Raw genomic sequence first — 16,642 nt, forward strand, 5'->3', positions numbered from 1 at the left:
GTGCAGGGGTTCCTTCCCATCAGCCGATGGACCACTGCTGGTTGGTGGCGCCGGTGCCGCGGTACTGGATGAGCGTGGCGCCGTCGGCGGTGGAGCCGGCGTTGACGTCCACCACCAGGCCGCTGTTGCGGTTGGTGAGGGTGTAGTAGCCGCCGGCGCTGGTGATGCTCCACTGCTGGCTGTTCGCCCCGGTCCAGGTGTTCTGGACGACGGCGGCGGCGCTGGCGCTCGACCCGCCGCCGATGTCCAGCGCCTTGCCGCTGCGGACGTTGATGACCTTGTAGAAGCCGCCGCCGGCGTCCTGGACGTACCAGCGCTGGTTGGCGCCGGAGTTGTTGGTCCACTGCACCACCGGTGCCCCGTCGGCGGTGGACGTGCCGGAGACGTCGGCGACCTTGCCGCTCTTGCGGCAGGTGATGGCGTACTGCCGGTTGGGGTCGAAGGCGCCGCCGCCACCACCGATCTGGCCGGAGAAGGTCAACTTCACCACGTACGCCGGGGCGCTGAACGGGGCGCCTGACGACGGCAGGGTGATGCGCAGGCCCGAGCCGTCCTGGTTACGGGTGGGCAGGTTGATGTAGGTGCCGGCGGTGGAACCGAGCAGCTGCACCGAGGTCAGGCCGCCGAGGTTGATCCGACTCGACGAGAGGCTGGTGACGTTGACGGAGCTGCCCGGCCAGCCCAGGATCGTCGCGTACAGCACGGTGTTGGCCTTGTTGCGGGTGAACCGGATGTCCTGCGCGGTGCCGGCCTTGGGCGCGGAGAAGCCGCTGCCGCCGCCCATCTTGGTCGGCCCCTCGCCGTAGACGGTCCAGTGCCGGGTGGAGTAGATCGACTCACCGAACCGCCTGAGGTAGTCACCGATGCCGAGCAGGAGGTTGCGCTGGTCGTTCGGGATCGTGCCGTCGGCCATCGGTGAGATGTTGAGCAGCAGGTTGCCGCCCTTGCTGACCCGGTCGATCATCGCGTGCAGCACGGCGTTGAGCGCGTACAGCCGCAGGCCGTTGACGTAGGACCAGCTGGAGCTGCTGATGCAGTCGTCGGTCAGCCAGTACGGCGAGACGATGTCGGCCGGGCCGCCACGCTCGTAGTCGTAGACCTCGCCCCGGTTGTTGAAGCCGTCCTTGTAGGTGGCGACGACCTCCTTGTTCCACGCGACGGCCCGGTTGTAGTAGTAGGCCAGGAACTTCAGCCGCTGCGCCTCGTCAACCCGGGGCAGGTTGAAGTCCTGCCAGAGGACGTCCGGCTGGACGTGGTCGACGACCTCCTTGAGTTTGTCGTACCAGAGCTGTTGCTCGGCGGCGTTGCTGAGCTGTCCGTACAGCTTCTTGAGGCTGTTGTCGGACTGGATCGGGGCGTACTCGTAGAAGCCGGTGAAGTTGAACGCGTGGTGCATCGCGACGACCAGCTTCAGGCCCTTGGCCCGGATGGCGTCGGCGTGCAGCTTGAGCAGGTCCAGCTTCGGGCCCTTGTCCACCGAGTTCCACTCGTTGACCGTGCTGTCCCACATCGAGAAGCCGTCGTGGTGCTCGGCGACCGGCCCGGCGTACCTGGCGCCGGCGTCGGCGAAGAGCTGCGCCCACTCGTTGGGGTCGAACTTGCCTCCGGCCGACTTCAGCTTGGGCGCGAACTGGACAAAGTTTCCGGCCTTGTCGCGGGCACCGTTGATGAAGTAGTGGTACGGCCAGGCCGCCGGCTCACCGAAGGCGTTCTTGTGGTGACCGTTGACGGACTGCCCCTCGATGTACATGTTGCGCCCGTACCACTCGCTGCCGTAGGCCGGGACGCTGAACACGCCCCAGTGGAAGTAGATGCCGAACTTGGCGTCCTGGAACCACTCGGCTGCCGGCGGATGCTGGTCCACCGAGGACCAGCTGGCCGTGTAGCTGCTGGGACCGGGGATGGCGGCCTGGGCGCGGGCGCCGAGGACGGCGTCGGTGATGCCGGTCGTGGCGGCTGCGGCGCCGGTGATTCCGAGCGCCGCGAGAAACGCTCGGCGACTGAACGGGGGTACGGACATGGACGGACCTCCCAGCGGATGCTGCGCGGTGATGACGGATGGTGGTGCGGCGATACATCAGATGTCTAGCCCCATCATCGACATGTGTCAACCTCATGACGCGCGCGTTTCCGCGCGGCGGCCTCCTGACATCTGATCAATGCCGCATGATCGCGTAGTCTGGCTCCGGGCGTCCGGCGGTCGACCCGAGCCACCCGTCACCGGGGCCGCCGCGCCGGGAGGAGGCAGAAATGCAGTACCGCCGACTGGGCCGCAGCGGCACGCTCGTGTCCCACCTGTGCCTGGGCACCATGACCTTCGGCGCGCAGACCGACGAGAAGGAGTCGTTCGCCCAGCTCGACCGGTTCCTCGATGCCGGGGGAAACTTCCTGGACACCGCCGACGTCTACAACCGGGGCGCGACGGAGACCGTCATCGGGCACTGGCTGGCCCAGCGGCCCGAGGTCCGGGACCGGATCGTCATCGCCACCAAGGGTCGGTTCCCGATGGGCGACGGGGTCAACGACGCCGGGTTGTCCCGGGTACACCTGACCCAGGCCCTGGACGCGAGCCTGCGCCGCCTCGGCACCGACCACGTCGACCTCTACCAGGCGCACGCCTGGGACCCGCTGACCCCGATCGAGGAGACGCTGCGCTTCTACGACGACGCGGTCCGGGCCGGCAAGATCCGCTACGCCGGCGTCAGCAACTTCACCGGCTGGCAGCTGCAGAAGGCTGCCCTGCTCACCGAGTTCCACCGGCTGGCTCCGATCGTCACCCTCCAGCCGCAGTACAACCTGCTGGAGCGCGACATCGAGTGGGAGATCGTGCCGGTCTGCCAGAACGAGGGGATCGGCATCCTGCCGTGGTCACCGCTGGGTGGCGGCTGGCTGACCGGCAAGTACCAGCGTGGCGTCGCGCCCGAGGCCGCGACCCGGTTGGGCGAGCACCCCTCCGGCGGGGCCGAGGCGCTGGACGTGCGGGACAACGACCGCACCTGGCACATCGTGGACACGCTGCGCCGAGTGGCCGACGGGCGGCCGGACGCCTCCATGCCGGCGGTGGCCATCGCCTGGGTGGCCCAGCGCCCGGCGGTCACCTCGGTGATCCTCGGCGCACGCACCCTCGACCAGCTCGAGAGCACCCTGGCCGCCGCCGAGCTGCAGCTGAGCGAGGAGGAGAAGGTCGAACTGGACCGGGTCAGCGCCCCGGTGTCCTCCAGCTATCCCTACGGTGACTTCGGCACCCGCCAGCGCGGCCGCGACCTGCCGTAGCGCGGGCCGGGTGGGCGGGCGTCGCACAGGTACGCCCGCCCACCGGCGTTGCGGGCCGGCCGCCGGCCGGGTGGACGTCGGGTCAGCCCCGACCGGGCAGCCCCTGGGCCAGCCGGTGGTACGCCTGGTTCCAGCGCAGCCGATCGGTGAAGGTCGTGGTGGTGGTGTCCGCGTCGATGAGCAGCAGCTCGGTGTGCAGCATGGTGGCGAAGTCCCGTAGCGCGTCCGCCCCCACCGCCCGGGTCAACACCGTGTGGTGCGGCCCACCGGCGGTCAGCCAGGACTCCGCCGACGTACTCAACGACGGGTGCGGCCGCCAGACCGCCCGGGCCACCGGCAGCTTCGGCAGCGGCTCGTCCGGCGGCACCACCTCGACCGTGTTGGCCACGAACCGGAACCGGTCCCCCAGGTCGGCCAGACCGATCACCACCGCGTCGCCCGGCTCGGCATCGAAGACCAGCCGGACCGGGTCCTCCCGGCCACCGATGCCCAGCGGGTGGATCTCCACCCGGGGGCGGTCGGCGGCGATGCTCGGGCACACCTCCAGCATGTGCGCACCGAGGATCTTCGGCTCGCCCGGCCCGAAGTGGTAGGTGTAATCCTCCATGAAGGACGTTCCCCGGCCGGTGTCGACCCCCATCGCCTTGACCGCCGCCAAGAGGGCGGCTGTCTTCCAGTCGCCCTCGCCACCGAAGCCGAAACCGTCCGCCATGAGCCGCTGCACCGCCAGGCCGGGCAGTTGACGCAGGCCGCCCAGGTCCTCGAAGTTGGTGGTGAACGCGCCGAACCCGCCATCGGTCAGGAACCGGCGCAGGCCCACCTCGATCCGGGCCGCGTACCGCAACGAGTCGTGCCGGTCGCCGCCCCGGGCCAGCTCCGGCACCAGCTCGTAGGTGTCGGCGTACTCCTCGATCAGCGGGTCGAGCTCGGCCTCGGTCGCCCCGTCGACGGCGGCCACGAGGTCGTTGACGCCGTAGGTGTTGACCGAGGTGCCGAAGCGCAGCTCGGCCTCGACCTTGTCGCCTTCGGTGACCGCGACGTCGCGCATGTTGTCGCCGAAACGGGCCAGCCGCAGCGACCGCAGGTGAGCCGCGCCGCGTGCGGCCCGCGCCCAGTCCTCGATCCGGGCGATCAGGTGGGGGTCGCTGGCGTGACCGGCCACCGTCTTGCGGGCCACCCCCAGCCTGGTCTGCACATAGCCGAACTCCCGGTCACCGTGCGCGGCCTGGTTGAGGTTCATGAAGTCCATGTCGATCGACGCCCACGGCAGCGCCTCGTTGAGCTGGGTGTGCAGGTGCAGCAGCGGCTTGCGCAGCGCGTCCAGACCGGTGATCCACATCTTGGCCGGAGAGAAGGTGTGCATCCAGGCGATCACGCCGACACAGGTCGGGTCGGCGTTGGCGGCGAGCATCACCGCTCGGATCGCGGCACTGTCGGTGAGCACCGGCTTGGCGACGATCTCGGCGGGGATGCGTCCCGGCGCGGCCAGCATCCGCTGGATCTGCGCGGACTGGTCGGCGACCTGGTCGAGCGTCTCCGGGCCGTAGAGGTGCTGGCTGCCGGTGAGGAACCAGAGGTGTGGCTGCGCGGCCGTTGTCATCATGTGCTCCTGCGAAAGGGGTGTGCGGTGGCCTGCGGCCCGGTCAGGACTGGCCGTAGACGTTCTGGTAGCGGTCGTAGAGGGAGTCGACGTCGGCCTGGGCGATCGGTAGAGGCTCGCCGAGTTGACGGGCGAGGTGCACGGTGCGGGCCACGTCCTCGCACAGCACCGCCGCCTTGACCGCGGCCCGCGCGGTCGCCCCGATGGTGAACACGCCGTGGTTGCGCATCAGCACCGCCGGGGATCGGTGCCCAGCGAGGGTCTCGACGATGCCCTGCCCGATCGAGTCGTCACCGATCAGCGCGAACGGGCCGACCGGGATCTCACCGCCGAACTCGTCGGCGATCATCGTGAGCACGCAGGGGATCGCCTCACCTCGCGCGGACCAGGCGGTGGCGTACGCGGAGTGGGTGTGCACGACCCCGTTGACGTCAGGCAGATGCCGGTAGACGTAGGCGTGCGCGGCGGTGTCCGACGACGGCGCGTGGGCACCGTCGACCAGCCGCCCGAACAGGTCGGTGACCACCATGACGTCCGGGGTCAGCTCGTCGTAACCCACCCCGGAGGGCTTGATCACCATCAGGTCCGCTCCGGCCACCCGGGCCGACACGTTGCCGGCCGTCCACGCCACCAACCCGTTGCGCGGCAGCTCGGCGTGCAGGTCGGCGACGTGCGCGCGGAGCGTCTCGACGGTGTCCCGCACCGCGCCGGCAACTGTCATCGGACCGCCTCCATCGCCTCGCGACCGGCCGCCGCAACCGGTGCCGACTCGGTGAGCGCCCGCCGGCGGATCGCCCGCAGCCGCCGCATCACGCCGTTTCCGCCCCGGCCGAAGTAGTCGTGCAGCCGGACGTACTCCGCGTACAGCTCGTCGTAGCGCTCGGCGCGGTCCGCGTCGGGGACGTACACCGCGCGGGCCACGTGGCCCATCGCCGCGGCCGCGGCCCGGATGTCCGGGTACGCCCCGGCCGCCACCGCCGCGTGGATCGCCGAGCCCAACGCGGGCCCCTGCTCGGACGTGATCACCGACAGCGGCAGCCCGGTGACGTCGCTGTAGATCTGCATGAGCAGACGGTTGCGGGCCAGCCCTCCTGCCACGATCACCTCGGTGATCGGGATGCCGGCACCGGTGAACGCCTCGATGATCGTGCGGGTGCCGAACGCGGTGGCCTCGATCAACGCCCGGTAGATGTCCTCCGGCCGGGTCGCGAGGGTCTCCCCCAGCAGCACACCGGACAGCTCGTGGTCGACCAGCACCGAACGGTTGCCGCTGTGCCAGTCCAGGGCGATCAGCCCGTGCTCGCCGACGCGCTGGCCCGCCGCCAGGTCGGTGAGGTGCTCGTGGACGCTCTGCCCGGCCGCCTCGGCCCGCTGCACGTACGCCGCTGGCACGTGGTTGCGGACGAACTGGGCGAAGATGTCACCCACGCCGCTCTGCCCGGCCTCGTAGCCCCACAGGCCGGGGACGATGCCTCCGTCGACCACTCCGCACATGCCCGGCACCTCACGGACCTCGGTGCTGTTGACCACGTGACAGGTGGAGGTGCCCATGATGGCCACCAGCTGACCCGGTTCGAGGGCGTTGCCGGCCGCCGCGGTGACGTGCGCGTCGACGTTGCCGACCGCGACCGGGATACCGGCCGGCAGGCCGGTCCAACCGGCGGCCTGCTCGCTGAGCCCGCCGGCGGCCGCGCCCAGCTCGCCGATCGGCGCGGCCAGCTTGTCGGTCACGAAGTCGGCGAAGCCCGGGTCGAGCGCGACCAGGAACTCCCGGTCCGGGTAGCGGCCGTCCTGCCGGATGCCCTTGTAACCGGCGCTGCACACGTTACGCACGTACCCGCCGGTGAGCTGCCAGACGATCCAGTCGGCCGCCTCCACCCAGCACGCCGTCGCGGCGTAGACCTCCGGGTCCTCGTCGAGGACCTGCAACGCCTTGGCGAACTCCCACTCCGAGGAGATGAAGCCGCCGTAGCGGGGCAGCCACCACTCACCGCGCTCGGCGGCCAGCCGGTTGATCCGGTCGGCCTGCGGCTGCGCCGCATGGTGCCGCCACAGCTTGACGTACGCGTGCGGCCGGCCGCTGAACCGTTCCACCTCGGACAGCGGGGTGCCGTCGGCCAGCGTCGGCAGAACGGTGCAGGCGGTGAAGTCGGTGGCCAGCCCGATCACCGCGGCCGAATCGGCGCCGGCGTCGGCCAGTGCGGCCGGCACCGCCCGGCGCAGCACCTCGACATAGTCCTCGGCGACCTGCAGCGCCCAGTCCGGGCCGAGCGGAGTGCCGTCGGGAAGCGCATCGGTGAGCACCGCGTGCGGATAGTCGCACACCGCCGACCCCAGCTCGGCGCCGTCACGGACACGGACCACGACGGCCCGACCGGAGAGCGTTCCATAGTCGACACCCACCACGAGTGCGTCTGATTGACCTGTCACAGTGCGACACCTTCGCCGGAGGGAATGACGGGCCGGAGGTTTTCCGGTCCTCGGGTACCCCGAATGTTATCGCTAACATTTATCGGGTCAATCGGACTTGGTAACGCTTCGGTAACGCGCGGGGCATCCCCAGGTCAGGGCCTGCGTCGAAGTCCCGTCGCTGTCGTCCACCGGTGCCGGTCGCGAACCCTGGCGTCGAGGCCGCTCACGGCCGGCAGCGGGGTGTCACCGGCCGAGCCACCCACCGTCCACCGCCAGGACCGTGCCGTGCACGTAGCTGGCGGCGTCGGAGGCGAGGAAAACGGTGGCCCCGGCCAGATCCTCGGCCCGTCCCCACCGTCCGGCCGGGATCCGGTCCAGGATCGCCTGGTTGCGCTCCGGCTGGTCGCGCAGCGCCTGGGTGTTGTCGGTGGCGATGTAGCCGGGAGCGATCGCGTTGACGTTCACCCCCCGACCGGCCCACTCGTTGGCCAGTGCCCGCGTCAACCCGGCGACCGCCGACTTCGCCGCGGCGTACGAGACCACGTTGATCCCGCCCTGGTAACTGAGCAGCGAGGCGGTGAAAATGATCTTCCCGGATCCCCGCTCCAGCATCCCCCGGCCCAGCTCACGGGCCAGCAGGAACGGCGCGGTGAGGTCCACCTCCAGCACGTGGTCCCAGTCCGTGTCGCCGTGCTCGGCCGCGGGCGCCCGGCGGATCGTCCCGGCATTGTTCACCAGCACATCGACCGGGGGACCCGCCGCGAGTTCCTCGGCGAGCGCGGCCACCGCCCCCCGGTCGGAGAGGTCCACCTGCCGCGCGGTGAAGCTGCGGCCCAGCTTCTCCACCCGGCGGGCCACCTCGCTGCCCTCGGCCTCCAGCGCGGCACTCACCCCGACGATGTCCGCACCGGCCCCCGCGAGGGCCTCGGCCATCGCCAGCCCGATGCCCCGGCGGGCACCGGTCACCACGGCCAACCGTCCGGTCAGGTCGAACATGCTCACGCGGCACCTCCACACTCGATCAGAACCTTGACCACGCCGCCACGTTCCAGCGCCGCGAACGCCTCGGTGACCGCGTCCAGGGGCACCACCTCGGAGATCAGCTCCTCGGCCGGGACCGCGGCGTCGGCCAGCAGCCGCACCGCCTCGGTGAAGTCGCTCCGCTGGTAGACCCGCACCCCGATCACCTCCAGCTCACGCCAGAAGATCCGGTGCAGGTCGATCTCCCGGGGCGTCGGGTGGATCGCCACCACCACCAGCCGACCGCGTACCGCCAGCAGGTCGGTGGCGGTGCGGGCTCCGGCGGCCGAGCCGGACACCTCGAAGACCACCGCCGCGCCGGCGCCCTCGGTCCACTTCTCCACCCAGCCGGGCAGGTCCTCGGCGGCCGGGTCGACCACGGTGAAGCCGAGACCGGTGGCCACCGCGCGCCGGTGGGCATCCAACTCCACCAGGACGACGTGCGCGCCGACCGTGCGGGCCACCGCGGCGATCAGCAGACCCACCGGGCCGGCACCGATCACGACGGCCTGCTCCCCGGCGGCCAGCCGGGAGCGGCGTACGTCGTGCACCGCCACGGCGGTCGGCTCGATCAGCGCACCGTGGCGCAGCGACAGCGTCTCCGGAATGCCGACCAGCAGCGTGGCCGGGACCGTCCAGGAGCCCTGCATCGCGCCGGTCGAGTCGATGCCGACGAAGGTGAGCCGCTGGCAGATGTGCTGGTGCCCGGCCCGGCAGGCCGGGCACTCACCGCACCAGATCAACGGCATCACGGTCACCGCGTCGCCCACCGACCAGTCGCCGACCCCCTCACCCAGCTCCGCGATCCGGCCGGACATCTCGTGCCCGATCACTCCCGGACGCTGGACCCGGTGGTCCATCGCCCCGTGCAGGATGTGCAGGTCGGTGCCGCAGATGCCGGTGTACGCGACGTCGATGCGCACCTCGCCCGGGCCCGGCGGCACCGGCGGCACCTCCCGTACCTCGAACGTCTGGTCGCCGGTGTAGAGCGCTCCTCTGGTCGTCATGCCGTTCCACCTTCGCTGAGTCGCCGAACGTCCGAATCGTGGCGCTGCACGCTCACTCCCCACCCACGTTGTTCTCCGGCCGGCCGCTGGGCCACGTCGCGTCGCGCAGTGGCGCGAGGATCCGCTCCACCTCGGCCAGCAACTGCGGGTCGGACGGCTCGGCCGCCCAGCGCACGTTGCGGGCGATGTTGTCCGGGTTGGCGGAGCTGACGAAGGTCGTGGCGAACGCCTGCGGCTGCACCGCGAACCGCAGCGCCAGCTGGGCGATGTCCACCCCGGCGTCCGTGCAGTGCCGGGCGGCGGCGGCCGCGGCCTCGCGGACCGGCTGCGGCGCCGGGTGCCAGCTCGGGGGGCCCTTGCGGGTCAGCAGCCCCATCGCCAGCGGGGAGGCGTTCATGATGGCGACCCCGGCTTCGGCGAAGCGCGGCGCCTCGGCCAGCAGGGCGCGGTCCAGGAGGCTGTAGCGACAGTACGAGAGCGCCGTGTCCACCGGCGTACGGGCTGAGACGCGGGTCAACGCGGGCAGCGGATAGCCGGTGATCCCGACGTGACGGACCTTGCCCTGCTCACCCAGCCGACGCAGTGCCGGCAGCGTCTCCTCGACGATCTGGTCCAGGCTTCCGAACTCGATGTCGTGGCACTGGATCAGGTCGACGTGGTCGGTGCCGAGGCGGGCCAGGCTCTCGTCCACGCTCGCGGTCACCCGGGCCGCCGAGAAGTCGAAGTCCGCCTCGCCGTACCGACCGACCTTGGTGGCCAGCACGTAGCTGTCCCGGTCGACGCCGCGCAGCGCACGGCCGAGCACCGTCTCGGCCGCCGTCGAGCCGTAGTAGGGCGAGACGTCGATGACGTTGACGCCGAGGTCGAGCGCGGTACGCACCGACCGGATGCCGGCCTCCTCGTCGATCGGGTGGAAGACGCTGCCCAGCGAGGACGCGCCGTAACCGAGGACGGAGACCGTCAGGCCGGTGGCGCCGAGCGGCCGGTATTCCATACGAGCGGCTCCTTTCGTGGTCGGGATCGGGACGGGCGGGTGCCGGGACGGCGGAGGCACCCGGGCAGGGTCACCCCGCCAGCCGGTAGACGCGGACCGCGGTACCGCCGAAGATCTCGTCGCGCTCGGCGTCGGTCAGCGGTGGCAGCGCCGCGACCAGCGCGTCGCGGACCGCTCGGTAGTCGGCGACCAGCAGGCAGACCGGCCAGTCGGAGCCGAACATCAGGCGGGACGGTCCGAAGGTCGCCACGGCGGCAGCCACGTACGGGCGCAGCTGCTCCACCGTCCACTCCGGGCCGGCCTCGGTCACCAGGCCGGAGAGCTTGGCGGAAACGTTGGGGTTGGCGGCCAGCGCGGTCAGATCCGCGCGCCAGCCGGGCAGCGCGGCCTCACCGTCCGCGATCCGCGGCTTGCCCAGGTGGTCGAGGACGAGGGCGAGTTGGGGTACGTCCCGCGCGGCGCGGGCGGCGGCGGGCAGTTGGTCGTCCCGGATCACCAGGTCGAAGACGAGTCCCGCGTCGGCCACCGCAGCGAGACCCCGGCGTACGTCGGGCCGATCCAGGTAGTCCGGGTCGGCCTCGCCCTGCACCTGCGACCGGACGCCGACCAGCAGCTCCCCGCCGCGCAGCCGCCGGTACCCCGCCAGCGTCACCGCCAGGTCCGGGTCGGTGACGTCCGCCCAGGCCACCACTGCGGCGATCTGCTCGGTGTCGGCCGCGTAGCCGAGAAACTCCGCCACCTCGTCCGGGTGGCAGCGGCCACCCTCCACCAGCACGCTGCGCGCCACCCCGGCGGCGTCGAGTTCGGCGCGCAGGTCATCCGGGGTGAACGGCCGGCGGATCCCGGCCAGCTCCGGATCGTCCAGCCAGGAGTAGCCGCGCTCGGGCTGCCAGAGGTGGTGGTGCGCGTCGACGGTCATGCCGCTCCCCTGTGTGCGTCCGGACGTGCGGTCGGTGGAACTGGTCGGCACGGGCGGTGTGCCGGCCGGCGGGTCAGCGGAAGGAGCCCTGGCTCATCCCCTTGCGGATCACTCCGGACATCGCCGCGTAGAAGAGGAGCACCGGGGCCACCGAGATGAGCAGGCCGGCGTAGAGCAGCCGGTAGTCGGTGACGAAGACACCCTGGTAGGCGATGATCGCGGCGGGCAGAGTCTGCTTGCCCGGCTCGGTGAGCAGCACGTAGGAGAACAGCAACTCGCTCCAGATACCGACGGCGTTGACGACCGCCACGCCGGCGATCGGCCCGCGCAACACCGGCAGCACCACCTGGAGGAAGACGCGTGACTCGCTGGCCCCGTCGACCCGGGCCGCCTCCAGTAGCGCGCGGGGGAAGGAGCGGAACGCGGCGCGCAGCAGCAACACGCTGAACGGCATCCAGAACGCCGCGTAGACCAGGATGATGCCGGTGTAGCTGTTGCGCAGCCCGGCGTCGTCCAGCATTTCGAAGACCGGGATGAGGGTGGCCTGCACCGGCACCGCGAGCAGGACCAGGATGCCCTGGCTGACCCACTGCTCGCCGGGAAAGCTGAACCCGCCCAGCGCGTATCCGGCCAACGCCGCGGCGGCCGTCACCAGCGCCACCGCCCCGGTGGTGACGATCACGCTGTTGAGGAAGTTGCGGGCCAACGGCGTCCCGGACGGGCCCTGCGACCAGGCGTCGGACAGGTTGCCGAAGTGCGGCGGAACGGGCACACCGATCGGGTCGCTGAGGATCTGACCGCTGCCCTTGAGCGCGTTGGCCAGCAGCAGCAGCAGTGGCAGCGCGGTCGCGGCGGAGCAGACGATCAGGCCGATCAGGCCGGCGACGCGGGCGACCCGGCCGGCCGGGGTGTCCACGCTCTGCGCCCCGCGCCGGCGCCGGGCGTTGCTGGGGGTCGGCCTGACGCCGGTCAGCGGGGTTGTGCCCGGTACCGTCACTGCTCGTTGTCCTTCCCGAGGAGCCTGCGGTAGAAGACCACGCTGATCACCAGCATGATCAGCGTCATGCCGACGGCCACCGCGGAGCCGTAGCCGTAGCGGCCCTCGGCGAACGCCTTCTGCACGAGGTACGTGCCGAGCACGTCGGTGGCGTTGCCGGGGCCGCCGGCGGTCAGCGCGAAGACGATGTCGAACGCCTTCAGCAGGCCGATGAACTGGACGATGGTCAGCGTGCCCAGGGTGCCCCGGATGTACGGGATGACGATCGAGGTCAGCCGGCGCAGGGCGTTCGCCCCGTCCAGCGACCCGGCGTCGTGCAACTCCGCCGGCACGTCCTCCATGGCCCCCAGGATGATCAGCATGGTGAAGCCGCTGGCCTGCCAGATGGCCACGAAGACCACCACCCAGGGGGCGACCCGGTAGTCACCGAGCCAGTCCGGTGGCAGGTCGACGCCGAAGAAGCCGATGAGCTGGTTGACCGGACCCTGCACGTCAAGCATCAGAGCCCAGAGCAACGCCGACACGGTGATCGGCATGATCACCGGGATGAACAGCAGGAACCGGTAGGCGCGCCAGCCGGGCAGCCGCCGCTCGATGCCGTACGCCCAGAGCAGGCCGACCAGCATCGAGCCGACGGTGCCGAGCACGGCCAGGAAGAGGCTGTTGCGGACGACCTTGCGGAACAGGGCGTCAGCGACCAACTCTCGGTAGTTGCCGAGCCCGATCGGGGTGGCCTTTCCGATGCCGTCCCAGTCGTAGATGCTGAACCGGAAGCTCTGCACCACCGGGTAGACCAGGAAGACGGCCATCAGGAGCAGGGCCGGGGCGCCGAAGAGCGCCACCCAGAACAGGGTACGTCGGTTGGCTCGACCGGGACCGCGCCGCCGCGGCCCCCGGGTGGGGGCCGCGGCGACGCCGGGCTGCGACGGCGCGGACCGCTGGTGCGGTGCGACGCCGGTGCGTGCGGAGATCCGGACTGGACGGTTCATGATCAGCTGTTCTTGGCCTTCAGCTTCTCCAGCTCGGCGCAGAAGGCGTCGACGGTCTGCGTTCCCGCGAGCACCGCCTGGAGATTGTTCCGGTCGTATTCGATCATGTCGGTCGGCGCCGGGTCGTCCCAGCCGAACTGCGAGCGGTCCGGCTTGTTGGCGAAGTCCACCATCGAACCGCCGATCGGACCGAGCGCCGCCTGGAGCCCCGGCACGTCGGTGCGGGCCGGAACGGCCTGGCCGATCTTCGCGGCCTCGAGCGCCGCCTCCGGCGAGACGAGGTAGCTCATGAACTCCTTGGCCTGCTTGTGCCCGGCTGCGATGGCCGGGATGACCACGCCACCACCGGCGTAGACCGACATCTTGGTGGGCAGCGGACCGATCGGCGGCAGCAGGCACCAGTCGAGGTCGTCGAGCGGCGTGCCGGCCTTGACCACCAGCGGCTGCCACACGTTCATGCCGGTGGAGAAGCCGATCTTCTTCTGGCCGAACAGCGTGTTGCCCTGGTCGGTGGAGCGGCCGAGGAAGCCGCGGGAGAAGTAGCCCTTCTTGTTCCACTCCACCAGCTTCTGGATCGGGGCCTTCCACTGCGGCGAGTTGTAGTCGATGGTCAGCGGCTTGTTGATCTGCTCGGGCAGCATGACCGAGGAGAGCAGCCCGTCCTGAAGGTGCGAGAGCGGGTAGCCGTCCTTGCCGCCAACGCTCAGCGGCTCGATGCCGGCCGCCTTGAGCTTGTCGCAGGCGGCGTTCCACTGCGCCTCGGACTCCCAGACATGGTCGGTCGGCGGGGTGACACCGGCGGCCTGCAGGACCGACTTGCGGTAGAACAGGCAGCCGTAGCGGCTGGTGTTGGTGGGTGCGCCGTAGACCTTGCCGTCGCCGGTGAACTCCAGGTACTTCTTCTTCACCAGGTCGGGCACCGAGGCGTTGAGGCCCGCACTCTCCCAGACGTCGGTGAGGTCGAGCAGCTTGCCGCCCTTGGCCAGGTCGGTGAAGCGCCCGCCGTCGATGAAGAAGCCGGCGATGCTCGGTGCGTCGGCCGCCGTGGCGATGCGGGGGAAGTTGTCGGCGTAGGTGGACGAGTCGGTCTGCCGGACCTCGACCGGCACCTTGGTGTACTTCGCCGCGATCGGCTTCGCGGTGGGGTCGTCGGCGTTGGTGAGGAACACCAGCTTGTCGACGTCCTTGTCGGTGCCGGCGTTGGTCGCCGGCTTGTCCTCTCCCGGGGAGCCGCAGGCCGCGAGCGCCCCGGCGGCCGCTACGCCGAAGGCCCCGGCGAGGAGCCGACGTCTGTCCACAGTAATCGCCATGATCTGCCTCTCTCGAACGCCCGGGGGCCCAACGCCCGCTGCCGTCGGGGGACGGTGGCTGTCGCGGGCGGGGGCGTGCCGGTGCGCGCTGAAGGTGATGGGGGTGTGGGATGCATGTGTCCGGGTCATCCGGTCCGGATGCCGTCCGGCCCGGCGACCGTGTTGTTAGCGCTCACAATCACGAGTCACCCAGTAGGAATATTCATCTGATGACTGTTTCCGGAACGTTAGATCTTCGGGTCGACGTTGTCAATGGACGATCTGCGCCGGTGGCGAAGCCGTTACCTGGACACGCCAAGGAGCACCGCCCCGGACGGCCTCTCCCCGGGGCCGTGGCAGGCCGCCGAGGCCGCCGCTGAGGCATGTTCGAAACCCGGCACGATGCCTCTGAGCTGCGACGGCAGCTGGTCGTATCGGAGCGGCGCTGGTACGCCGCATCCGCGCGCGGCACCGCCTCCGCCGGACGCACGGCCGCCGCCTGCCGCGTGCGGGCACCCGGAACGGGGCGCCTGCGGACACCGGGGCCGGGACGCGGCACGTGACGCCGGATACCAGTCATCGAATGACTTCCTCGCGGTCGTGCACCTGGTCGCCACCGACCCGGTCGCCGGTGGCCGGGCCGGTGAGCCTCAGGACGTTCCAGGAGACCGGCGGGAGCAGCACGCTGAGCGCCGATCCCTCCCGGCGCGCGGATCCCGTCGCGGACCGCGGCCGGACCCGGTCCGGATCGTCGCGGGTGTTCGCCGCCCCCGTTTCGGAGTCGGCCAGCACGGAGTGCTCCAGCAGCTCGTAGCCGGGAAACGCGGCCAGATCCAGGTCCAACCGCACCGGGCGGCTCTGCTCCCGACAGACCGCCAACACGGTCAGCGCCCCGGCGCCCGGGTCGTGGGTCACCACCGCGTCCAGCACCGGCACGCTCCCGTGCGGCTCGGTGTCGTACGTCGGCGCGGTCAACTCGGTGCGCAGCACCGTGCCCCGGGCGTACCGGGCGGCCTGAGCGAACGGGTGGAAGATGGTCTGCCGCCAGGCCGGCCCGTCCGGCTCCGCGCGGATCGGCGCGATCGTGTTGACCAGCTGCGCCTGGCAGGCCGCGGCCACCCGGTCGGAGTGCCGCAGCAGCGAGATCAGCAGGTTGCCGACCACCACCGCGTCCGCGACGGTGTACGCGTCCTCGCTGATCCGTGGCGCCCGGGTCCAGTCGGCGGGCAGGCAGTCAGGCAGTCGACTCTGGTACCACACGTTCCACTCGTCGACCGAGACCATGATGCGTTTGCGGCTGCGCAGCCGGGCGCCCACAGCGTCGGCCGTGGCCACCACCGCCTCGATCATGCGGTCCAGGTCCACCGCGGAGGCGAGGAAGCCGCCCAGATCCCCGGGACGGTGCTCGTAGTAGGCGTGCGCCGAGACGTGGTCGACAAGGTCGTAGGTCTCGGCCAGCACGGTCGACTCCCAGCCGCCGAACGTCGGCATCTGGGAGTGGCTGCTACCGCAGGCCACCAGCTCCAGGCCGGGGTCGAGCATCCGCATCGCCCGGGCCGTCTCGGCGGCCAACCGACCGTACTCCGTGGCGGTCTTGTGCCCGGTCTGCCAGGGTCCGTCCATCTCGTTGCCCAGGCACCACATCCGGATGCCGTACGGCTCGGGTGCCCCGTGCGCCACCCGCAGGTCGGACAGCCGCGTGCCGCCCGGGTGGTTGGCGTACTCCAGCAGGTCCAGCGCCTCCGGCACCCCCCGGGTGCCGAGGTTGACGGCCAGCATCGTCTCCACTCCGGCCCGCGCCGCCCAGCGACTGAACTCCCCCAGACCGACCTGGTTGGTCTCGATGCTGCGCCAGGACCCGTCGAGACGCACCGGGCGCTGGTCGACCGGACCGACGCCGTCCTCCCAGCGGTAGCCGGAGACGAAGTTGCCGCCGGGATAGCGGACCGTGGTGACGCCCAGCTCGCGGACCAACGCGAGCACGTCGGCCCGGAAGCCGTCCTCGTCGGCCGTGGGATGGTCGGGCTGGTGGATACCGCCGTAGACGCAGCGGCCGAAGTGTTCGACGAACGACCCGAAGATCCGCCGTCGGACCGGTCCGACGGTGAACCCGGGATGGGCGGTGAGCGTGGCGTGCACGAC

General features: G+C 71.0%; 13 protein-coding genes. 1 reads left to right on the forward strand and 12 read right to left on the reverse strand.

The genetic code is table 11. The features are described 5' to 3' along the window. Positions 1 to 19: 19 nt before the first annotated feature. A complete protein-coding gene (locus ACLJN9_RS18825; RefSeq protein ID WP_410812729.1) occupies positions 20 to 2,020 on the reverse strand; it encodes an alpha-L-fucosidase in 2,001 nt (666 codons plus the stop codon). Between the two features lie 230 nt (positions 2,021 to 2,250). Here ACLJN9_RS18825 and ACLJN9_RS18830 point away from each other — a divergent pair, with 230 nt between their 5' ends. Then, positions 2,251 to 3,273 carry an aldo/keto reductase gene (locus ACLJN9_RS18830; RefSeq protein WP_410812730.1) on the forward strand — a complete coding sequence of 341 codons (1,023 nt, stop codon included), beginning with the start codon at positions 2,251 to 2,253 and terminating at the stop codon, positions 3,271 to 3,273. An 82-nt stretch (positions 3,274 to 3,355) separates the two neighbouring features. On the opposite strand, the gene araA is transcribed toward ACLJN9_RS18830, so the two are convergent. The 11 genes from araA to ACLJN9_RS18885 form a co-directional block, all read right to left on the reverse strand. Further along, positions 3,356 to 4,873, reverse strand: coding sequence for an L-arabinose isomerase (araA, locus tag ACLJN9_RS18835; protein ID WP_410812731.1), 1,518 nt, complete (start codon positions 4,871 to 4,873; stop codon positions 3,356 to 3,358). Positions 4,874 to 4,916: 43 nt separating this feature from the next. Then, positions 4,917 to 5,594: an L-ribulose-5-phosphate 4-epimerase gene (locus ACLJN9_RS18840; protein ID WP_410812732.1), complete on the reverse strand. Its 678-nt coding sequence runs from the start codon at positions 5,592 to 5,594 to the stop codon at positions 4,917 to 4,919. Beyond that, complete coding sequence (gene araB / locus ACLJN9_RS18845; RefSeq protein WP_410812733.1) at positions 5,591 to 7,303, reverse strand: ribulokinase; 1,713 nt, start codon at positions 7,301 to 7,303, stop codon at positions 5,591 to 5,593. Before araB ends, ACLJN9_RS18840 begins: the two co-directional genes overlap by 4 nt. A gap of 225 nt (positions 7,304 to 7,528) precedes the next feature. After that, a complete protein-coding gene (locus ACLJN9_RS18850; protein ID WP_410812903.1) occupies positions 7,529 to 8,281 on the reverse strand; it encodes an SDR family oxidoreductase in 753 nt (250 codons plus the stop codon). A 2-nt stretch (positions 8,282 to 8,283) separates the two neighbouring features. After that, positions 8,284 to 9,312, reverse strand: a complete 1,029-nt coding sequence (locus ACLJN9_RS18855) for a zinc-dependent alcohol dehydrogenase (RefSeq protein ID WP_410812734.1) — start codon at positions 9,310 to 9,312, stop codon at positions 8,284 to 8,286. 52 nt (positions 9,313 to 9,364) lie between these two features. Continuing rightward, a complete protein-coding gene (locus tag ACLJN9_RS18860) occupies positions 9,365 to 10,306 on the reverse strand; it encodes an aldo/keto reductase (RefSeq protein WP_410812735.1) in 942 nt (313 codons plus the stop codon). Positions 10,307 to 10,376: 70 nt separating this feature from the next. Beyond that, positions 10,377 to 11,225: an amidohydrolase family protein gene (locus tag ACLJN9_RS18865; protein WP_410812736.1), complete on the reverse strand. Its 849-nt coding sequence runs from the start codon at positions 11,223 to 11,225 to the stop codon at positions 10,377 to 10,379. A gap of 73 nt (positions 11,226 to 11,298) precedes the next feature. Beyond that, on the reverse strand, positions 11,299 to 12,222 hold the full coding sequence (locus ACLJN9_RS18870) for a carbohydrate ABC transporter permease (RefSeq protein WP_410812737.1): 924 nt from the start codon (positions 12,220 to 12,222) through the stop codon (positions 11,299 to 11,301). Next, positions 12,219 to 13,211, reverse strand: coding sequence for a carbohydrate ABC transporter permease (locus ACLJN9_RS18875; RefSeq protein WP_410812738.1), 993 nt, complete (start codon positions 13,209 to 13,211; stop codon positions 12,219 to 12,221). Before ACLJN9_RS18875 ends, ACLJN9_RS18870 begins: the two co-directional genes overlap by 4 nt. A gap of 2 nt (positions 13,212 to 13,213) precedes the next feature. Beyond that, positions 13,214 to 14,521, reverse strand: coding sequence for an ABC transporter substrate-binding protein (locus ACLJN9_RS18880; protein ID WP_410812739.1), 1,308 nt, complete (start codon positions 14,519 to 14,521; stop codon positions 13,214 to 13,216). 555 nt (positions 14,522 to 15,076) lie between these two features. Continuing rightward, on the reverse strand, positions 15,077 to 16,639 hold the full coding sequence (locus ACLJN9_RS18885) for an alpha-N-arabinofuranosidase (RefSeq protein WP_410812740.1): 1,563 nt from the start codon (positions 16,637 to 16,639) through the stop codon (positions 15,077 to 15,079). Positions 16,640 to 16,642: the final 3 nt, after the last annotated feature.

Source organism: Micromonospora sp. 067-2 (assembly GCF_046549295.1).
Taxonomy (GTDB): domain Bacteria; phylum Actinomycetota; class Actinomycetes; order Mycobacteriales; family Micromonosporaceae; genus Micromonospora.

Excerpts from the sequence above, each read along its gene's own strand:
- ACLJN9_RS18830 (WP_410812730.1), top strand. The coding sequence starts at position 2,251 with ATGCAGTACCGCCGACTGGGCCGCAGCGGCACGCTCGTGTCCCACCTG.
- ACLJN9_RS18865 (WP_410812736.1), bottom strand. The coding sequence starts at position 11,225 with ATGACCGTCGACGCGCACCACCACCTCTGGCAGCCCGAGCGCGGCTAC.
- araA (WP_410812731.1), bottom strand. The coding sequence starts at position 4,873 with ATGACAACGGCCGCGCAGCCACACCTCTGGTTCCTCACCGGCAGCCAG.
- ACLJN9_RS18855 (WP_410812734.1), bottom strand. The coding sequence starts at position 9,312 with ATGACGACCAGAGGAGCGCTCTACACCGGCGACCAGACGTTCGAGGTA.
- ACLJN9_RS18850 (WP_410812903.1), bottom strand. The coding sequence starts at position 8,281 with ATGTTCGACCTGACCGGACGGTTGGCCGTGGTGACCGGTGCCCGCCGG.
- ACLJN9_RS18880 (WP_410812739.1), bottom strand. The coding sequence starts at position 14,521 with ATGGCGATTACTGTGGACAGACGTCGGCTCCTCGCCGGGGCCTTCGGC.
- ACLJN9_RS18840 (WP_410812732.1), bottom strand. The coding sequence starts at position 5,594 with ATGACAGTTGCCGGCGCGGTGCGGGACACCGTCGAGACGCTCCGCGCG.
- ACLJN9_RS18860 (WP_410812735.1), bottom strand. The coding sequence starts at position 10,306 with ATGGAATACCGGCCGCTCGGCGCCACCGGCCTGACGGTCTCCGTCCTC.
- ACLJN9_RS18825 (WP_410812729.1), bottom strand. The coding sequence starts at position 2,020 with ATGTCCGTACCCCCGTTCAGTCGCCGAGCGTTTCTCGCGGCGCTCGGA.
- ACLJN9_RS18875 (WP_410812738.1), bottom strand. The coding sequence starts at position 13,211 with ATGAACCGTCCAGTCCGGATCTCCGCACGCACCGGCGTCGCACCGCAC.